This is a genomic window from Chimaeribacter arupi (assembly GCF_002858805.1).
Lineage (GTDB): Bacteria > Pseudomonadota > Gammaproteobacteria > Enterobacterales > Enterobacteriaceae > Chimaeribacter > Chimaeribacter arupi.
On the sequence record NZ_PJZI01000002.1, the window covers coordinates 159,488 to 175,360 of the forward strand.

Here is a 15,873-nt window from a genome sequence, read left to right on the forward strand (position 1 = left end):
GGGAGCCTCGTTGTATGGGTAACATGCTGTACCGTCTCGCCACGTTTCTCGGCCTGATTTCGCCGATGGCATACGCCTATCCGGCCATTGACCTCAGCCTGCCGGGCGATCGCCATTTGCATCTGGTGGGCAGCATCCATATGGGCACCATGGACATGTCCCCGTTGCCGGAAACCCTGCTGGCGCGGCTGAAAACAGCGGATGCGCTGATTGTGGAGGCGGACATCAGCGGCAGTGAGTCGCCGTTTGGCGAGCCGGTGCCGCAACCGCCGCTGGCCGAGCGCCTGCCGGCCGCCCAGTACCAGCGCTTCCTCGCCATTTGTGACACCCTCTCCGCCAATGAGGCGCAGCTTGACCCGCTGCCCGCCTGGCAGGTGGCGCTGATGTTGCAGGCCCGGCAGGCACAACAGCTCGGCCTGCGGCCGGAGTATGGCGTCGACTACCAGCTGATCGCTGCCGCCCACACCCAGCACACACGCATTATTGAGCTGGAGGGGCCGCAGCAGCAGGTGGACCTGTTGCTGCAACTGCCGCAGGACGGGCTGATGCTGCTGGAAGATACCCTGACCCACTGGCACACCAATGCCCGGCTGTTGCAGACCATGATGGGCTGGTGGATGGACAACTCCCCCAGGGCGCGGAGTAAAGCGCTGCCTTCAACCTTCAGCAACGATCTGTATGACGTGCTGATGCACCAGCGTAACCAGCGCTGGCAGCAACAACTGGCGGCACTTCCGGCCGGGCACTATGTGGTGGCCGTCGGGGCGTTGCATCTGTATGGCGAGGGGAACTTGCCGGATTTGTTGAAAGCGGGCAGTGGTGCGGGCTAAAAAAAGAGGCCAATATCGCTATTGGCCGTCAAAGAGGAATGACTTTTTTATTCATTATGGGCTTCGGCCCGCCCAGGGGCGGAACCGGCGGCGCTAGGGTATCAACCCGATGACGCGGTTTGCAACCGCCTTCATGCGCTTTCCGGCCCTGCGACCGAATGCCGGTTGATTTCCGGCGGCGAATCAAACCATTACCCTGCACTTTTTTATTACCCGCGCCAGGCCATGTTTTTCACGGCACCGGCCCTCAGGAGGAGACGATGACACCGGCGATTAAATTTCTCGAAAAACAGAAAGTGAAATTCACCCTTCACCCCTATGAGCATGACAGCCATGACACTCATTTTGGCGATGAAGCGGTGCGCAAACTGGGGCTGGATGCCCGGCAGGTCTATAAAACGCTGCTGGTGGCGCTGAACGGCGATGCCAAAGCGCTGGCGGTGGCGGTGACGCCGGTGGCCGGCCAGCTGGATTTAAAGAAAGTGGCGAAAGCGCTGGGCGCGAAGAAAGCAGAAATGGCGGACCCGGAACTGGCGCAGCGCACCACCGGGTATTTGCTGGGCGGCATCAGCCCGCTGGGGCAGAAAAAACGGTTGCCTACGGTGATCGACAGCCCGGCGCAGCAGTTCTCCACCATTTATGTCTCCGGCGGCAAACGCGGGCTGGACATTGAGCTGGCCCCGCAGGATTTGCAACGGTTGCTGAACGGCGTATTTGCGGATATCGCCAGGCTGTCGCCCTGACCTGACCAGCCTGCGCCCGCAGGCTGGTCAGGGCGTTCCGTTATTTGTAGAGGATGTCGCCTTTCGGCGCATATGCGGCGGCATCCAGCGGTGAATGGGTCTGGATGTACTGTTTCAGCACTTCCGCATCCACAAAGCCGGTGTTCACGTAGCTGGGGTGATCGCTGATTTTCGGGTAGCCGTCACCGCCGGTGGCGTTAAAGCTGAGCGTCGCCATACGGTAGGTTTTGTCCGCCTGCAACGGCTGGCCGTTGATGGTGACATCACTGACCCCGTTGCCGTCCGCCGTCAGGCTGACATCGATAAACTGCGCATACGCACCGGAATCAACTTTCATATTGGCCACCGCCGCCAGATAGCGCTCGACCTCGCTGCCCTTGAGATCGACATACACCAGCGTGTTGCCGAACGGCTGCACTTTCAGCACGTCTTTGTAGGTGATGTCCCCGGATTCAATCGAATCACGGATGCCGCCGCCGCTCATCACCGCGAAATCCGCCCCTGCCCGCTCTTTCTGTGCGGCCAGCAGCAGGTGCGCCAGGTTGGTCTGCACAAAGCGCACTTTGCTGCGGTCGCCTTCCAGGTGGCCGTTGACGCTGCCGACTTTCACCTCCAGCTGCGCCTTGCCCTGGTTTTCAAACGGCGTCAGCAATTTGAGCATGTCGCTGTTTTCCGCGATCTCCTGGGTGTAATAGACGCGCTCACTGCTGCCGTCCGCTTTCTCAACCTTTTTCTTCAGGTTGACCGGGATCAGCTGGTAATGCTTAAGGGTAAATTCGCCATTACGGAAGGTGAAATCAGCCCGGCCGACATATTTGCCCCACTCATGCGCCTGCACTATCCAGGTACCGTTCTGGCGGTCAGGCGCGCAGGGGGTGCCGGGCACATAATCGACCTGCTTTTTATTCTCGCCCGCCATGCAGACCGGGTCTTGCGAATGGCCGCCGACAATCATGTCGAGGTAACCGGACGGCAGGCTGCGCGCCATCTCTACATCGCCCGGCGCGTTGGAGCCGTGGTTGCCGTCGTCATAGTGGCCCATATGGGTCGCGGCGATGATCACGTCCGGCTTCTCGGTTTTACGCAGTTCCTCCACCACCACTTTGGCCTCGTCGGCCGGTTTGTGGAATACGATGTCGGTGAAGTTTTCCGGGTTGCCGATTTTGGCGGTGTCATCGGTGGTCAGGCCGATCACCGCGATCTTCACCCCTTGCGGCTGGAAAATCGCATAGGGCTGGAACAGCCGGGTATTGGTGCTTTTCTGGTAGATATTAGCGGAAAGCAGCGGGAAGCCGGCCCATTTCTGCTGCTGGCGCAGCACGCTCAGCGGGTTATCAAATTCATGGTTGCCGATGGCCATCGCGTCATAGCCGATCATTTTCATGCCGCGGAAATCGGGTTCGGCGTCCTGAAGGTCAGACTCCGGCACGCCGGTGTTGATGTCCCCACCGGAGAGCAGCAACACGCTGCCGCCTTGCTCTGCGACCTCTTTGCGGATCGCATCCACCAGGGTTTTCTGCGCCGACAGCCCATACTCGCCATAGGCGTTCTGCCAGAAGTGGCCGTGGTGATCGTTGGTGTGCAGGATGGTGATGTCGTAGGTTTTGTCTTTTTCCCAGGCATAACTGATGGCAGGCTGAGCCGCCAGCGTGGCGGCCATCACTGCGGCGGCCGTCATTGTCAATGAACGCATGAACACTCCCTAATGATAATCAATGGAACTGCGCCAGCGGCACGTTGCGCGCCCTGTCTGTTGTTCTCCCCCACTACCGGGCTGAGGGTAGCACTGCTGATGTCCGGAAATTGCCAATCACGTCAAAATATGTCCGTTGTGGTATTCACGCAAGCGACTGATTAAGATAACGGTGATTTTTTCACCGGCCGGGCGCCCCCTGCAACGCCTGTCGTCACAAGAATAAGTAACAAGAATAAGGATGACCCTGCATGACCGAGCAAACCGGGGTGACCGGCAAGGCACCCAGCGGCGATGCCATCAAACGCACCGCGTTCTCGATTCTGGCGGCAATCAGCGTGTCGCACCTGCTGAATGACATGATCCAGTCGCTGATCCTGGCGATTTACCCGCTGCTGCAACATGAATTTGCCCTCAGCTTCACCCAGATTGGGCTGATTACCCTCACCTACCAGCTTACCGCCTCCTTGTTACAGCCGGTGATCGGCCTCTATACCGATAAACACCCGCAGCCGTGGTCACTGCCGATCGGCATGGGCTTTACCCTGTGCGGGCTGCTGCTGATGGCGGCGGCGCACAGTTTCGGCATGGTGTTGCTGGCGGCGGCGCTGGTGGGCACCGGTTCCTCGGTGTTCCACCCGGAATCGTCACGGGTGGCGCGGATGGCCTCCGGCGGGCGGCACGGGCTGGCGCAATCACTGTTTCAGGTCGGCGGGAATTTCGGCAGTTCGCTGGGGCCGTTGCTGGCCGCGCTGGTGATCGCCCCGTACGGCAAAGGCCATGTGGCCTGGTTCTCGCTGGCGGCGCTGCTGGCCATCGTGATGCTGTTGCAGATCAGCCGCTGGTACCAGCAACAGCACCGCGTCAGCAAGGCGCGCCCGGCCGCTGCGGTAAACCGCCTGCCGGGGCGCACCGTGGCGTTTGCCATGCTGATTCTGATGGTGCTGGTGTTCTCGAAATATTTTTACCTTACCAGCCTGAGCAGCTATTACACCTTCTACCTGATGCATAAATTCGGGCTGTCGGTGCAGAATGCCCAGTACCATCTGTTCGCATTCCTGCTGGCGGTGGCGGCGGGCACCATTATCGGCGGGCCGGTAGGCGACCGGATTGGGCGCAAGCGGGTCATCTGGGCCTCGATCCTCGGCGTGGCACCCTTTACGCTGGTGCTGCCCTACGCCAACCTGCAATGGACCGGCATCCTGACGGTGATCATTGGCCTGATCCTGGCCTCGGCATTTTCGGCGATTCTGGTGTATGCCCAGGAGCTGCTCCCCGGCAAAGTCGGGATGGTGTCCGGGCTGTTCTTTGGGCTGGCGTTCGGTATGGGCGGGCTGGGTGCAGCGGTGCTGGGCTATGTGGCGGATCACACCAGCATTGAACTGGTTTACCAACTTTGCGCCTTCCTGCCGTTGCTCGGCATTTTGACGCTGTTTTTGCCAAATACCGATCTTAACTCCCGTTAAACCGCACGTTTCCCGGCGACCGGAGCCCTGTTTCCGGCCGCTGTTTTCCCTTCTGCACCCCTCTTTGTGAGAAATTTTTGTAATAAATCCCGCGCAGGGATCATCTTGTGCCTAAACGTGTTATTTTGTTACTGAATGCAATCTATTGATTCATTGACCATACTGATACGTGCCCTCTTTTCCCCCGTGCAGACAAGAAGGAGCCTGGATGCATCATTCTACGCCACTGATTACTACCCTCGTCGGGGGGCTGGTGCTGGCCTTCCTGTTAGGTATGCTGGCCAACCGCCTGCGCATCTCCCCGCTGGTCGGCTACCTCACGGCCGGTGTGCTGGCCGGGCCGTTTACCCCTGGTTTTGTGGCCGATACCTCGCTGGCCCCCGAGCTGGCCGAAATCGGCGTGATCCTGCTGATGTTTGGCGTCGGGCTGCACTTTTCCCTGAAAGATCTGCTGGCGGTAAAGTCGATCGCCATTCCCGGCGCGGTGGCGCAAATTGTGGTGGCGACGCTGCTGGGCATCGGGCTGTCACAACTGTTGGGCTGGGATTTGCAGGCCGGGCTGGTGTTCGGCCTCTGCCTCTCCACCGCCAGTACCGTGGTACTGCTGCGGGCGCTGGAGGAGCGGCAACTGATCGAGAGCCAGCGCGGGCAGATCGCGATTGGCTGGTTGATTGTTGAGGACCTGGCGATGGTGCTGACGCTGGTGTTGCTGCCGGCGTTCAGCAATATGATCGAAAGCCACCATGCCAGTTTCCAGGAACTGGCGCTGGAGCTGGCCATTACCCTCGGCAAAGTGATCGCCTTTATCACCCTGATGATTGTGGTGGGCCGCCGCCTGGTGCCGTGGATCCTGGCGAAAACCGCCAGCACCGGCTCACGCGAGCTGTTTACGCTGGCGGTGCTGGCGCTGGCGCTCGGCATCGCTTACGGCGCGGTGAAGCTGTTTGATGTGTCGTTTGCGCTGGGGGCGTTTTTCGCCGGGATGGTGCTGAACGAATCGGAGCTGAGCCAGCGCGCCGCCCATGACACCCTGCCGCTGCGCGACGCCTTTGCGGTACTGTTCTTTGTCTCCGTCGGGATGTTGTTTGACCCGATGATCCTGCTGAATGAGCCGCTGACGGTGCTCGCCACGGTGGCGATTATTCTGTTCGGCAAATCGGCGGCTGCCTTCCTGCTGGTGAAACTGTTCGGCCACTCGACGCGCACCGCCCTGACCATCTCCGTCAGCCTGGCGCAGATTGGTGAGTTTGCCTTTATCCTCGCCGGGCTTGGCATTTCGCTGAACCTGCTGTCAGAACATGGGCGTAATCTGGTGCTGGCCGGGGCCATCCTCTCGATTATGATCAACCCGCTGCTGTTCAGCCTGCTGGAGAAGTTCCTCGCCCGCACTGAAACCCAGGAGGAGAAAAACCCGGAAGAGACGCAGGAGGAGGCGTCCCAACTGCGGCTGGAGATGTGCAACCATGCGCTGCTAGTGGGCTATGGCCGGGTCGGCAGTTTGCTGGGTGGGAAATTGCAGGCCGCCGGGGTGCCGATGGTGGTGATTGAAAATGCCCGCCCGCGGGTGGAGGCACTGCGCGAACAGGGTATTAGCGCCATTTTGGGCAATGCCGCCAATCCGGAGATCCTCGATCTGGCGCGGCTGGACTGCGCCCGCTGGCTGCTGCTGACCATTCCGAACGGCTACGAAGCCGGTGAGATTGTGGCCGCCGCCCGCGCGCGCCGCCCGGACATGCTGATCATCGCCCGCGCCCACTATGATGACGAGGTAAGCTACATCCTCGACCGCGGGGCCAATCAGGTGGTGATGGGTGAGCGGGAGATCGCCAACAATATGATGTCGATGCTGGAGACCCCGCCGCCGGCAGATGAGGAACCGCTGCCGGCGATCCTGCGCTGACCGGCACCGCAGCCATCCCCCTATAAAAAAAGGCACCTGGAAAGGTGCCTTTTTTGTCCGAAAGCCGGGGCTTACCGCTCCCAGTACGCCTCTTCCAGGCTGTCTTCCCGCTCCGGCAGGCCGCGCGTCAGGCGCGGGGAATGCTGGTTCAGCACCTGATAGCTGACGCGGTTGGCGTATTTGCACACCTGCGCCAGGGAGGAGTAAGTCAGGAAACTGCGTGCATGTTTGCTGGAGTTCGGCACGTTGTTGCGGTGGTAACCGTTGGCGGCGATGTCATGCAGCACGGCGGAGAGCGCCCCGTCACCCGCGCCGTTGGTGTTCATGATCTTCTCCGGCCCGCCCATGTACGGCGCGATGTGGGAGTAGATACGGAACGGCGTCTCGCAGTGCTGGCGGCGCATCGCCCGGCTGAACTCATACAGGTTGAATTCCGCAATCGCGCCCGGCAGCAACGGATGCTGGGTCTGGCGGCGGCTCGACTCTTCGGTGTAGCCCGCCATATAGAGGCCGTTCGGCCCGGCGGTGCAGAGCACCAGATCCACCCACTCCAGCGCCATGTCCGAGGCCAGCAGCGGATCGCTCTGGCCGGTCAGGGCTTCGGCCTCTTCTTCGTTCATCGCCAGAATCGAGACGTGCTCACGCAGGAACTCGCGCCACCCTTCCGGGTTATCGGAAATCACATATTTGGTGCCGAGCGTCAGCACCACCGGCACCTCATGCTTTTTGGCATAGGCAATGGCCTGCATGGTGGCTTCCGGCATCGGCTCGCCCGGCTTGCAGCGCACCAGATAGGCGGTCAGCACCAGCGCGGAGGCACCGGCGATCACCGCTTCCGGGATGCTTTCCGGCTTCAGCTGGTTCATCTGGCCGGGGCTGATGGCAAAGGTACGCTCGCCGTGCTCCCCGATCAGGGTGAAGCAGCGGCCGATCGCGCCGTCCACACCCTGCAGGTAGTTGAGATCGGTACGGCTGGAGGTGTTGCAGAGGTAGCGGTACGCGTAGCCGCCAATCTGGACGTTATTGCACATCACGCCCAGCAGCACCGAGCGGTCATCCGCCAGCACCGAGTAGTTATGCAGGGTATTGCCGATGGTACCGCCGGCAAACTGGTGGGTGATCAGGTTGCCGCTCATCAGCTCCTGATACATCGCATCCGCGACATCATCCTCAATCACCAGCGAGTGGCCGACGCTCAGGCCATAGCGGCGGATAAAGTCATCATCCACTTTGGCTTCAATGTCCACCAGCGTCTGATCGATGCCCACCACGTAAGAACGGGCGGTTTCGCTTTCGGCCTGCGCCGGTTGCAGCAGCGGGTCACGCGCATTGACGGGAAAATAGTGTTTGGATTTACGTTTGCCTGGGAATTTCATCGGGATTGGCACAGCTTGGGAAACAGGCGGGCGATAGTAGCACAACTTTCACGCTGAAAAACGGCCTGCGTGATACCGCGCCGCCTGAAACCGGGATTTTATCTCCGGCCACCGCGCCGTGGCCGGAAAAGGGTCAGGCTCAGGCGTGCTGTCTGACCAGTTGTTCGAGCAGGTCGATATGGGCCGGTTCATCATTCAGGCAGTCGATGTATTCAAACTTCTCACCGCCCGCTTCCATAAAGATTTCACGGTTCTGCTCTTTGATCTCTTCCAGCGTCTCCAGGCAATCTGCGGCGAAGCCGGGGCAGATCAGCTGCACATGCTTCACGCCCTGCGCCGGTAACCCTTTCATGGTTTCGTCGGTATACGGGGTGAGCCACGGCTCCCGGCCGAAGCGCGACTGGAAGGTCATCATGCCGACGCCCGGCGGCAGGTCCAGCGCGGCAAACAGCGCGCGGGCCGTGTCTTCACAGCGCGTGCGGTAGTCGTCACCCTGGTCAGCGTAACGCTGCGGGATGCCGTGGAACGACAGCAGCAGCCGGTCCGGCATACCGTGTTGGGCGAACGAGCGCTCAACCGTGGCTTTCAGCGCCGCGATATACTGCGGGTGCTCGGCGTAGTCACGGATAAAGTGCAGCGACGGCAGGCGACGGTACTGCGTGAGGTGGCGGGCCACCGCGTCAAATACGGCGGCGCTGGTGGAACAGGAGTATTGCGGGTAGAGCGGCAGCAGCACCAGGCGGGTCACGCCCTGCGCCAGCAGCTTCTCAATGGCGTCCGGCAGGCTTGGCTTGCCGTAACTCATGCCGAGTTCCACCGGCACGCCCGGCAGCCGGGCCGCCAGCGCCTTCTCCTGACGGCGGCTGAAGACCATCAGCGGCGAGCCCTCTTCCATCCAGACGGATTGATAGAGCTTGGCCACGCGCGGCGAGCGGAACGGCAGGATCGCGCCGTTGAGGATCGGCCACCATAGCCAGCGTGCGGTATCCACCACCCGGCGGTCGCCGAGGAATTCTGCCAGATAACGTTTTACTGCCTGCGGGGTGGGTGCCTCAGGCGTACCGAGGTTCACCATCAGAACCCCTAACTTTTCTTGCCCCATGAGCCTTTCCTTCTGTAAAACCGCCCCCGTGATGCAGCTATGGCCTCAGGGTAACAGGTTAAAAATTTGCTGAGCATTGTAACCAAAATGGGACGCTCCGGCACCGATAGCAGCAACAGGCGCTGGCTACGCATACCGGCAAAGAGAATAAGGGATAAAAAAATGCCGGGCTGGTGCCCGGCATGATACGCGGTAACACGCTTACCCGAGCAGGGAAGCCAGCTCCTGACGCACTTCCGCTACGCTGCGGGTGCCGTCGATTTTGTGGTACTGGGTGTTGCCCGCGTCCGCTTCGTTACGGTAGTAAGCGATCAGCGGCTCGGTCAGGGTATGGTACTCAACCAGACGTTTACGCACGGTTTCTTCCTGATCGTCCTTACGGGTGATCAGCGCTTCGCCGGTGACGTCGTCTTTGTCTTCCTGCTGCGGCGGGTTGAATTTGATGTGGTAGACGCGGCCGGAACCCGGGTGTACGCGGCGGCCGACAATGCGCTCAACGATCAGCTCGTCCGGCACATCAAACTCCAGCACGCAATCTACCTTGATGCCGGCTTCTTTCATGGCATCCGCCTGCGGAATAGTGCGCGGGAAGCCGTCCAGCAGGAAACCGTTGCGGCAATCTTCCTGCGCAATACGCTCTTTCACCAGCGCAATCACCAGCTCATCGGTGACCAGCTTGCCGGCGTCCATAATTTCTTTGGCCTGTTTGCCCAGCTCAGATCCTGCTTTCACAGCTGCGCGCAACATGTCACCCGTGGAAATTTGCGGAATCCCGTACTTCTCCATGATGAATTGAGCCTGAGTACCTTTACCAGCGCCCGGAGCGCCCAGCAGAATGATACGCATCGCGTAAATCCCCTTGCTATGTAGTTTTTATAAAATGTCGAAAACGCTCAACCATACCATTGCAGGCCCGGCGGCTCAAGGAAGCGGCGGCAATAGCAGACTTTTGCCCAGCCGGCATTGCGGCTGTTCCGTCCATAAAAAAGCCTGTATTGCACAGGCAATACAGGCTGTTAGCGTTATCTGCGCAATCAGGCCAGCAGCAGCTGGTTCATGCGGCGGATAAACTGGTTCGGGTCTTCCAGGGTGCCGCGCTCGGCCAGCAGCGCCTGATCAAGCAGCAACTCGACCCATTCGGCAAAATGTTCGTCTTCGCTCACGGCGGATGCGCGTTTGACCAGCGAATGCTCCGGGTTCAGCTCGAAAATATATTTCACTTCCGGGGCTTGCTGGCCGGCAGCCGCGAACAGTTTCGCCATCTGGGTGGTCATCTCATCCGCACCGGTGGTGACAATCGCCGGGGTGTCGGTGAGGCGGTGGGTCAGGCGCACCTCTTTCACGCGGTCACCCAGCAGGGTTTTAACGCGATCCACAAACGGCTCCAGCGCCTTCTCGGCCTCTTTCTGCTGTTCGTTCTCCTCGTCGGCCAGCTTGTCCAGTGCGTCATCGGCCTTGCTGACGGATTGCAGCTGCTTACCGTCAAACTCGGTCAGGTAGCTCATCATCCACTCGTCAATGCGATCGGAGAGCAGCAGCACTTCGATGCCTTTTTTGCGGAACAGCTCCAGGTGCGGGCTGCTTTTCGCGGCGGCGTAGCTGTCTGCGGTGATGTAGTAGATCTTCTCCTGGCCTTCCACCATGCGGCTGACGTACTCGTCCAGCGACACCGTCTGCGCGGCACTGTCGCTCTGGGTAGTGGCGAAGCGCAGCAGTTTGGCGATGCTCTCTTTGTTGGCGCTGTCTTCCGCCGGGCCTTCTTTCAGCACCAGGCCGAATTGTTGCCAGAATTTCTGGTAAGCCTCGGTGTCATCTTTCGCCAGTTTTTCCAGCATCTGCAACACACGCTTGGTCAGCGCGCCGCGCAGGTTCTGGGTGATGCGGCTGTCCTGCAGGATTTCACGCGAGACGTTCAGCGGCAGGTCGTTGGAGTCGATCAGGCCGCGTACGAAACGCAGGTAGTTCGGCATAAACTGTTCGGCGTCGTCCATGATGAAGACGCGCTGCACATAGAGTTTCAGGCCGTGCTTGTGGTCACGGTTCCACATGTCCCACGGGGCCTGGGCCGGGATGTAGAGCAGGCTGGTGTATTCCTGTTTGCCCTCAACGCGGTTGTGGCTCCAGGTCAGCGGGTCGGTGAAGTCATGGGCGATGTGTTTGTAGAACGCCTTGTATTCGTCTTCGGTGACCTCGGATTTGCTGCGGGTCCACAATGCTTGCGCCTTGTTGATCTTCTCCCAGCTTTCGGTGCTGCCTTCGTCGCCTTCCCCTTCGGTGCGGCTCAGGATCTCCACCGGCAGCGCGATGTGGTCGGAGTATTTACCGATGATCGAACGCAGGCGCCAGTCGTCGAGGAACTCATCTTCGCCTTCACGCAGGTGCAGGGTAATTTCCGTGCCACGCTCCGCTTTGGTGATGTCGGCGATGGTGTAGTCGCCTTCGCCGGCGGACTCCCAGAACACGCCCTCATCTGCGGAAGCACCGGCTGCACGGGTGCGTACGGTGACTTTGTCCGCCACGATGAACGCCGAATAGAAGCCGACGCCGAACTGGCCGATCAGCTGGCTGTCTTTGGCCTGGTCAGAACCCAGGGATTCCAGGAACGATTTGGTGCCGGATTTGGCGATGGTGCCGAGGTTATCAATCACCTCGTCACGGCGCATCCCGATGCCGTTGTCGCTGAGGGTCAGCGTGCGCTTCTCTTTGTCACTGGAGAGGCGCACACGCAGTTCGCCGTCGCCCTCGTACAACTCAGGTGCTGACAGCGCGCGGAAGCGCAGCTTGTCAGCAGCATCTGAGGCGTTGGAGATCAGCTCACGCAGGAAAATTTCCTTATTCGAATAGAGCGAGTGGATCATCAGGTGAAGCAGTTGCTTAACTTCAGACTGGAACCCGCGGGTTTCTTGACCTTTCATACTCATGTTCTACCTCAATCCTAAAAACAGTGTTTGGGCTGAATGCGGCGGGACGAACCCGACAATGGTGAGGAGATGGGGATAGCGCAGGGGGAATTCAACAGGGAAATTGCACAAGTGGTGTGAAAACGTGCAGTAAAACAATAAAGGCGCGGATGCCCGCGCCTTTTGAGGTCAGAACTTGATCGGGTGCCGGCCGGCCAGGGAATGTGACAGCGTGGTGCCGTCCACCATTTCCAGTTCACCGCCCACCGGGACGCCGTGTGCGATACGGCTGGCGGCCACGCCATACTGCCCGCACATCGCGCCGATGTAGTTGGCGGTCGCCTCCCCTTCTACCGTCGGGTTGGTGGCGAGAATCAGCTCCTGAATCGTCTCGGAGGCCAGACGCTCCTCCAGGCGATCCAGGCCGATGTCATCCGGCCCGATGCCGTCCAGCGGCGAGAGGTGGCCCATCAGCACAAAGTAACGGCCGGAGAACTGCCCGGTCTGTTCAATGGCATGGATGTCCGCCGGGCTTTCCACCACGCAGATCTGCCCATTCTGACGGCGACGCGGGTTCGCGCAGATGGTGCAAATCTCCTGCTCGGTAAAGGTGCGGCAATCGGCACAGTGGCCGATTTCCGACATGGCACGCGTCAACGCCTGTGCCAGGCGCATCCCGCCGCTGCGATCGCGCTGCAACAGCTGGAATGCCATGCGCTGGGCCGATTTCGGGCCAACGCCCGGCAGGCAGCGCAGCGCCTCCATCAGGGTTTCGAGAAGCGGGCTGGTCTGCATCAGAACGGCATCTTGAAGCCCGGCGGCAATTGCATACCGCTGGAAACAGAGGCCATTTTCTCTTTCGATGCTTCGTCAATACGGCGGGCCGCATCGTTGAAGGCTGCGGCCACCAGATCTTCCAGCATCTCTTTGTCATCTTCCATCAGGCTCGGATCGATCTCGATACGGCGGCAGTTGTGCGCGCCGTTGATGGTGACTTTAACCAGGCCAGCGCCGGACTCGCCCGTTACTTCCATCTTGGCGACTTCTTCCTGCATCTGCTGCATTTTTTCTTGCATCTGCTGGGCTTGTTTCATCAAGTTACCCAGACCGCCTTTACCAAACATAGTCATCTCTCTTTGCGCTGGGCCGCGTTGTGCAACATGCACCGCGGCAGTTAAAGGGGGCGAATACTGTCTTCATCCAGATCCGCGTCAAAGAAGCGGCGCAGGGTCTGGATATTATTATCCGCGATAATCGACTGACGCGCCTGCGCCAGTTTTTCTTCATAAATTGCCTGACGCCACTCCAGCGGCGTTCGCACCGCCGGATTATCGTCTTCAATCACTGTCAATTCAACCGGATGCCCTTCGCAGGTGGAAATCGCCTCGGCCAGTGCCTTTTGGGCTGACGGCGAATTGAGGTGGCGCTGCGCCGGGCGCAAATGCAACCGCAATTCTGACGGCCCCACCACTTCGCGGAAGGCGTTTAACGCCAGTTGCTGCACCAGTTTCGGCAGCGGCAGCTGGTGCACATAAGCCGCCCAGTCGTCACGTTCCAGCGCCTCTTCTGCCAGCTTAGCTGACAATTCCGGGGTTTTCTCATGTTCCAGCGCCGAACGCAGGGCTTTCGGCGTCGCCAGCGGCATCACGTCGGCGGTTTCCGGCTGCGCCTGCGCTTTCCAGCGGTACGCTTCCGGTTTGACCGGCGCTTCCGGCACCGCAGGCCGTGAGGCCAGCCGTTGCTGGGTACGTTCGGTCACTGAAGCCAGCCGCTCCAGTGCTGAGGTGGCCGGCCGCGCACCAGGCGCCGCCGGCTCAGCTTTTTTTGGGCTGTGGTTTCCCTGTTGCCGCAACAGCTGGGTGCGCGCCTGCAACAGTTTAGCGGTATCAGAAATGCCGGTGGCCGCGGTCGCCGGTTCAGCCGGAGCCTGTACCGGCGGCGGCGCGCTCTGCGGCATGGCAGGCGGCTGTGGCCGTACCGGCGGTGCAGCGGAAGACGGCCGCGCAGGCGGCACATCGTTGTTTGCTATGGGCGGCTGAGCCTGAGGCTGGGGTTGTGCCTGAGGCTGCGGCTGCGGAGCCCGTGCCGCCGGCTGTGCCGGCATAACCGGCTCTGCGATCACCGCTTTCGGGTGGAAAGCCAGCGCGCGTAACAGCGTCATCTCCACGCCCATGCGGCGATCGGGCGCAAACGCCAGCTCTTTACGCCCAATCAGCAGCGTCTGGTAATAGAGTTGTACATCGGCAGGCGGCACCGCCCGCGCCAGTTCGCGCAGCCGCTGTTCCACTACCGCGTAGTGATCGTCAAGTGCGCCCGGCAGCAGTTGCAGCATGGCAATCCGGTGCAGCAGCGTCAGGGTTTCCACCAGCAGCGCTTCCCAGTCCACGCCGCGTGACGCAGCCTGTTCCACCTGGGCCATCACCCGCTCGCCGTCTGCCCCGACCAGTGCCTCGATGATCGCCAGCGGCTGTTCATCATCCAGCGTACCGAGCATCCGGCTGACGGTGTCAGTGCCGACCTGCCCTTGCCCCATCGCAATCGCCTGGTCGGTCAGGCTCAGCGCATCGCGCATACTGCCGTCCGCAGCGCGGGCCAGCAGTTGCAGCGCGCGCGGCTCCGCCGCAATCTGCTCCGCCTGCAACACCGTCTCCAGCTGTTGACGGATCTGCTCCGGCTCCAGCGCTTTCAGGTGGAATTGCAGGCAGCGTGACAGAATCGTCACCGGCAGTTTTTGCGGATCGGTGGTCGCCAGCAGGAATTTCACATGCGACGGCGGCTCCTCCAGCGTTTTCAGCAGGGCGTTGAAACTGTGGCGGGACAGCATGTGCACTTCATCGATCAGGTAGACCTTGAAGCGGCCGCGGGCCGGGGCGTACTGGACGTTGTCCAGCAGCTCGCGCGTATCTTCGACCTTGGTGCGCGAGGCGGCGTCAATCTCGATCAGATCAACAAAGCGTCCCTGCTCAATCTCCCGGCAGTTGTCGCACTTGCCGCACGGGGTAGCGGTGATCCCGGTTTCGCAGTTCAGCCCTTTTGCCAGCAGGCGGGCGATGGTGGTTTTCCCCACGCCGCGCGTACCGGAAAACAGGTAGGCATGGTGAATCCGCCCAAGCGACAGGCCATTGGCCAGCGCGGTCAGGACATGTTCCTGGCCGACAACATCAGCGAAGGTTTGCGGGCGCCACTTACGGGCAAGAACCTGATAGCTCATTAATACCGGAGAAGTTGGGAAATCTGGAGGGTAATGCTAACACAGCCTCGCCAGAGCGGCGAGGCTGAATGCTTCGGTTAGTGGCCGCCGAAAGAGACCAGGCTGAAGCAGTTGATGCCCTGGCGGGTCAGGCGCTGTTCGCCGCCCAGTTCCGGCAGATCGATAATGAAGGCCGCATCGCTGACGTCGCCGCCCAGGGCGCGGATCAGTTTCACGGTGGCTTCAATGGTACCGCCGGTGGCCAGCAGGTCATCGATCACCAGCACTTTGTCACCCGGCTGGATGGCATCGGTATGGATTTCAAGTTTGTCGGTGCCGTATTCCAGCTCATAGCTTTCGCTGAGGGTGGCACGCGGCAGTTTACCGGGCTTGCGCACCGGCACGAAACCGACGCCCAGCACCAGCGCAACCGGTGCGCCAAACAGGAAACCACGGGCTTCAGTCCCAACCACTTTGGTGACGCCGGTGTCGCGGTAGCGCGCGGCCAGCATTTCAATACTGGCGGCATAGGCTTTCGGATCTTCCAGCAGGCTGGTGACGTCACGGAACAGTATGCCCGGCTTCGGGTAGTCGGGGATGGTCTTGATACTGTCTTTAATTAACTGAAGCTGCTGTGCAGTAGCGATCATAATGTGTGCCTGAAAAAGCGGGT

Annotated in this window: 13 protein-coding genes; 4 read left to right on the top strand and 9 right to left on the bottom strand. The window is 60.5% G+C overall.

Going from position 1 to position 15,873, the window contains the following annotated elements; translation table 11 throughout:
- Positions 1–14: 14 nt before the first annotated feature.
- Together CYR52_RS02325 and ybaK are read left to right on the top strand one after the other, a co-directional pair.
- On the top strand, positions 15–830 hold the full coding sequence (locus CYR52_RS02325) for a TraB/GumN family protein (RefSeq protein WP_072926435.1): 816 nt from the start codon (positions 15–17) through the stop codon (positions 828–830).
- A gap of 260 nt (positions 831–1,090) precedes the next feature.
- Positions 1,091–1,573 (top strand): Cys-tRNA(Pro)/Cys-tRNA(Cys) deacylase YbaK, encoded by a 483-nt coding sequence (gene ybaK / locus CYR52_RS02330; RefSeq protein ID WP_072926436.1) that lies wholly within the window; start codon positions 1,091–1,093, stop codon positions 1,571–1,573.
- Positions 1,574–1,613: 40 nt separating this feature from the next.
- Here the strand turns inward: ybaK and ushA are convergent, their stop codons facing one another.
- Positions 1,614–3,251 (bottom strand): bifunctional UDP-sugar hydrolase/5'-nucleotidase UshA, encoded by a 1,638-nt coding sequence (gene ushA, locus CYR52_RS02335; protein WP_241522377.1) that lies wholly within the window; start codon positions 3,249–3,251, stop codon positions 1,614–1,616.
- A gap of 266 nt (positions 3,252–3,517) precedes the next feature.
- Here ushA and CYR52_RS02340 point away from each other — a divergent pair, with 266 nt between their 5' ends.
- Complete coding sequence (locus CYR52_RS02340; protein WP_101827884.1) at positions 3,518–4,732, top strand: MFS transporter; 1,215 nt, start codon at positions 3,518–3,520, stop codon at positions 4,730–4,732.
- Positions 4,733–4,940: 208 nt separating this feature from the next.
- Positions 4,941–6,632, top strand: coding sequence for a YbaL family putative K(+) efflux transporter (ybaL, locus tag CYR52_RS02345; protein WP_101827885.1), 1,692 nt, complete (start codon positions 4,941–4,943; stop codon positions 6,630–6,632).
- 71 nt (positions 6,633–6,703) lie between these two features.
- On the opposite strand, the gene CYR52_RS02350 is transcribed toward ybaL, so the two are convergent.
- The 8 genes from CYR52_RS02350 to apt all read right to left on the bottom strand — a co-directional run bounded on the left by CYR52_RS02350 (position 6,704) and on the right by apt (position 15,850).
- On the bottom strand, positions 6,704–8,008 hold the full coding sequence (locus CYR52_RS02350; protein ID WP_072926442.1) for an inosine/guanosine kinase: 1,305 nt from the start codon (positions 8,006–8,008) through the stop codon (positions 6,704–6,706).
- Positions 8,009–8,147: 139 nt separating this feature from the next.
- Positions 8,148–9,110: a ferrochelatase gene (gene hemH, locus CYR52_RS02355; RefSeq protein ID WP_072926444.1), complete on the bottom strand. Its 963-nt coding sequence runs from the start codon at positions 9,108–9,110 to the stop codon at positions 8,148–8,150.
- Positions 9,111–9,311: 201 nt separating this feature from the next.
- On the bottom strand, positions 9,312–9,956 hold the full coding sequence (gene adk, locus CYR52_RS02360) for an adenylate kinase (protein ID WP_072926446.1): 645 nt from the start codon (positions 9,954–9,956) through the stop codon (positions 9,312–9,314).
- Between the two features lie 188 nt (positions 9,957–10,144).
- On the bottom strand, positions 10,145–12,025 hold the full coding sequence (gene htpG / locus CYR52_RS02365; protein WP_079205156.1) for a molecular chaperone HtpG: 1,881 nt from the start codon (positions 12,023–12,025) through the stop codon (positions 10,145–10,147).
- Positions 12,026–12,199: 174 nt separating this feature from the next.
- Positions 12,200–12,805, bottom strand: a complete 606-nt coding sequence (recR, locus tag CYR52_RS02370) for a recombination mediator RecR (protein WP_072926449.1) — start codon at positions 12,803–12,805, stop codon at positions 12,200–12,202.
- Positions 12,805–13,134, bottom strand: a complete 330-nt coding sequence (locus CYR52_RS02375) for a YbaB/EbfC family nucleoid-associated protein (protein WP_072926450.1) — start codon at positions 13,132–13,134, stop codon at positions 12,805–12,807. The genes recR and CYR52_RS02375 overlap by 1 nt, the downstream gene beginning before the upstream one ends.
- 50 nt (positions 13,135–13,184) lie before the next feature.
- Positions 13,185–15,221: a DNA polymerase III subunit gamma/tau gene (gene dnaX, locus CYR52_RS02380; protein WP_101827886.1), complete on the bottom strand. Its 2,037-nt coding sequence runs from the start codon at positions 15,219–15,221 to the stop codon at positions 13,185–13,187.
- 77 nt (positions 15,222–15,298) lie between these two features.
- Entirely contained in the window at positions 15,299–15,850 is a 552-nt protein-coding gene (gene apt, locus CYR52_RS02385) for an adenine phosphoribosyltransferase (RefSeq protein ID WP_072926453.1), read from the bottom strand.
- Positions 15,851–15,873: the final 23 nt, after the last annotated feature.

Coding starts and splice junctions, on each gene's coding strand:
- adk (WP_072926446.1), bottom strand. CDS start 9,956: ATGCGTATCATTCTGCTGGGCGCTCCGGGCGCTGGTAAAGGTACTCAG.
- CYR52_RS02375 (WP_072926450.1), bottom strand. CDS start 13,134: ATGTTTGGTAAAGGCGGTCTGGGTAACTTGATGAAACAAGCCCAGCAG.
- ushA (WP_241522377.1), bottom strand. CDS start 3,251: ATGACGGCCGCCGCAGTGATGGCCGCCACGCTGGCGGCTCAGCCTGCC.
- dnaX (WP_101827886.1), bottom strand. CDS start 15,221: ATGAGCTATCAGGTTCTTGCCCGTAAGTGGCGCCCGCAAACCTTCGCT.
- hemH (WP_072926444.1), bottom strand. CDS start 9,110: ATGGGGCAAGAAAAGTTAGGGGTTCTGATGGTGAACCTCGGTACGCCT.
- recR (WP_072926449.1), bottom strand. CDS start 12,805: ATGCAGACCAGCCCGCTTCTCGAAACCCTGATGGAGGCGCTGCGCTGC.
- CYR52_RS02325 (WP_072926435.1), top strand. CDS start 15: ATGGGTAACATGCTGTACCGTCTCGCCACGTTTCTCGGCCTGATTTCG.
- apt (WP_072926453.1), bottom strand. CDS start 15,850: ATGATCGCTACTGCACAGCAGCTTCAGTTAATTAAAGACAGTATCAAG.
- CYR52_RS02350 (WP_072926442.1), bottom strand. CDS start 8,008: ATGAAATTCCCAGGCAAACGTAAATCCAAACACTATTTTCCCGTCAAT.
- ybaL (WP_101827885.1), top strand. CDS start 4,941: ATGCATCATTCTACGCCACTGATTACTACCCTCGTCGGGGGGCTGGTG.
- CYR52_RS02340 (WP_101827884.1), top strand. CDS start 3,518: ATGACCGAGCAAACCGGGGTGACCGGCAAGGCACCCAGCGGCGATGCC.
- htpG (WP_079205156.1), bottom strand. CDS start 12,025: ATGAAAGGTCAAGAAACCCGCGGGTTCCAGTCTGAAGTTAAGCAACTG.
- ybaK (WP_072926436.1), top strand. CDS start 1,091: ATGACACCGGCGATTAAATTTCTCGAAAAACAGAAAGTGAAATTCACC.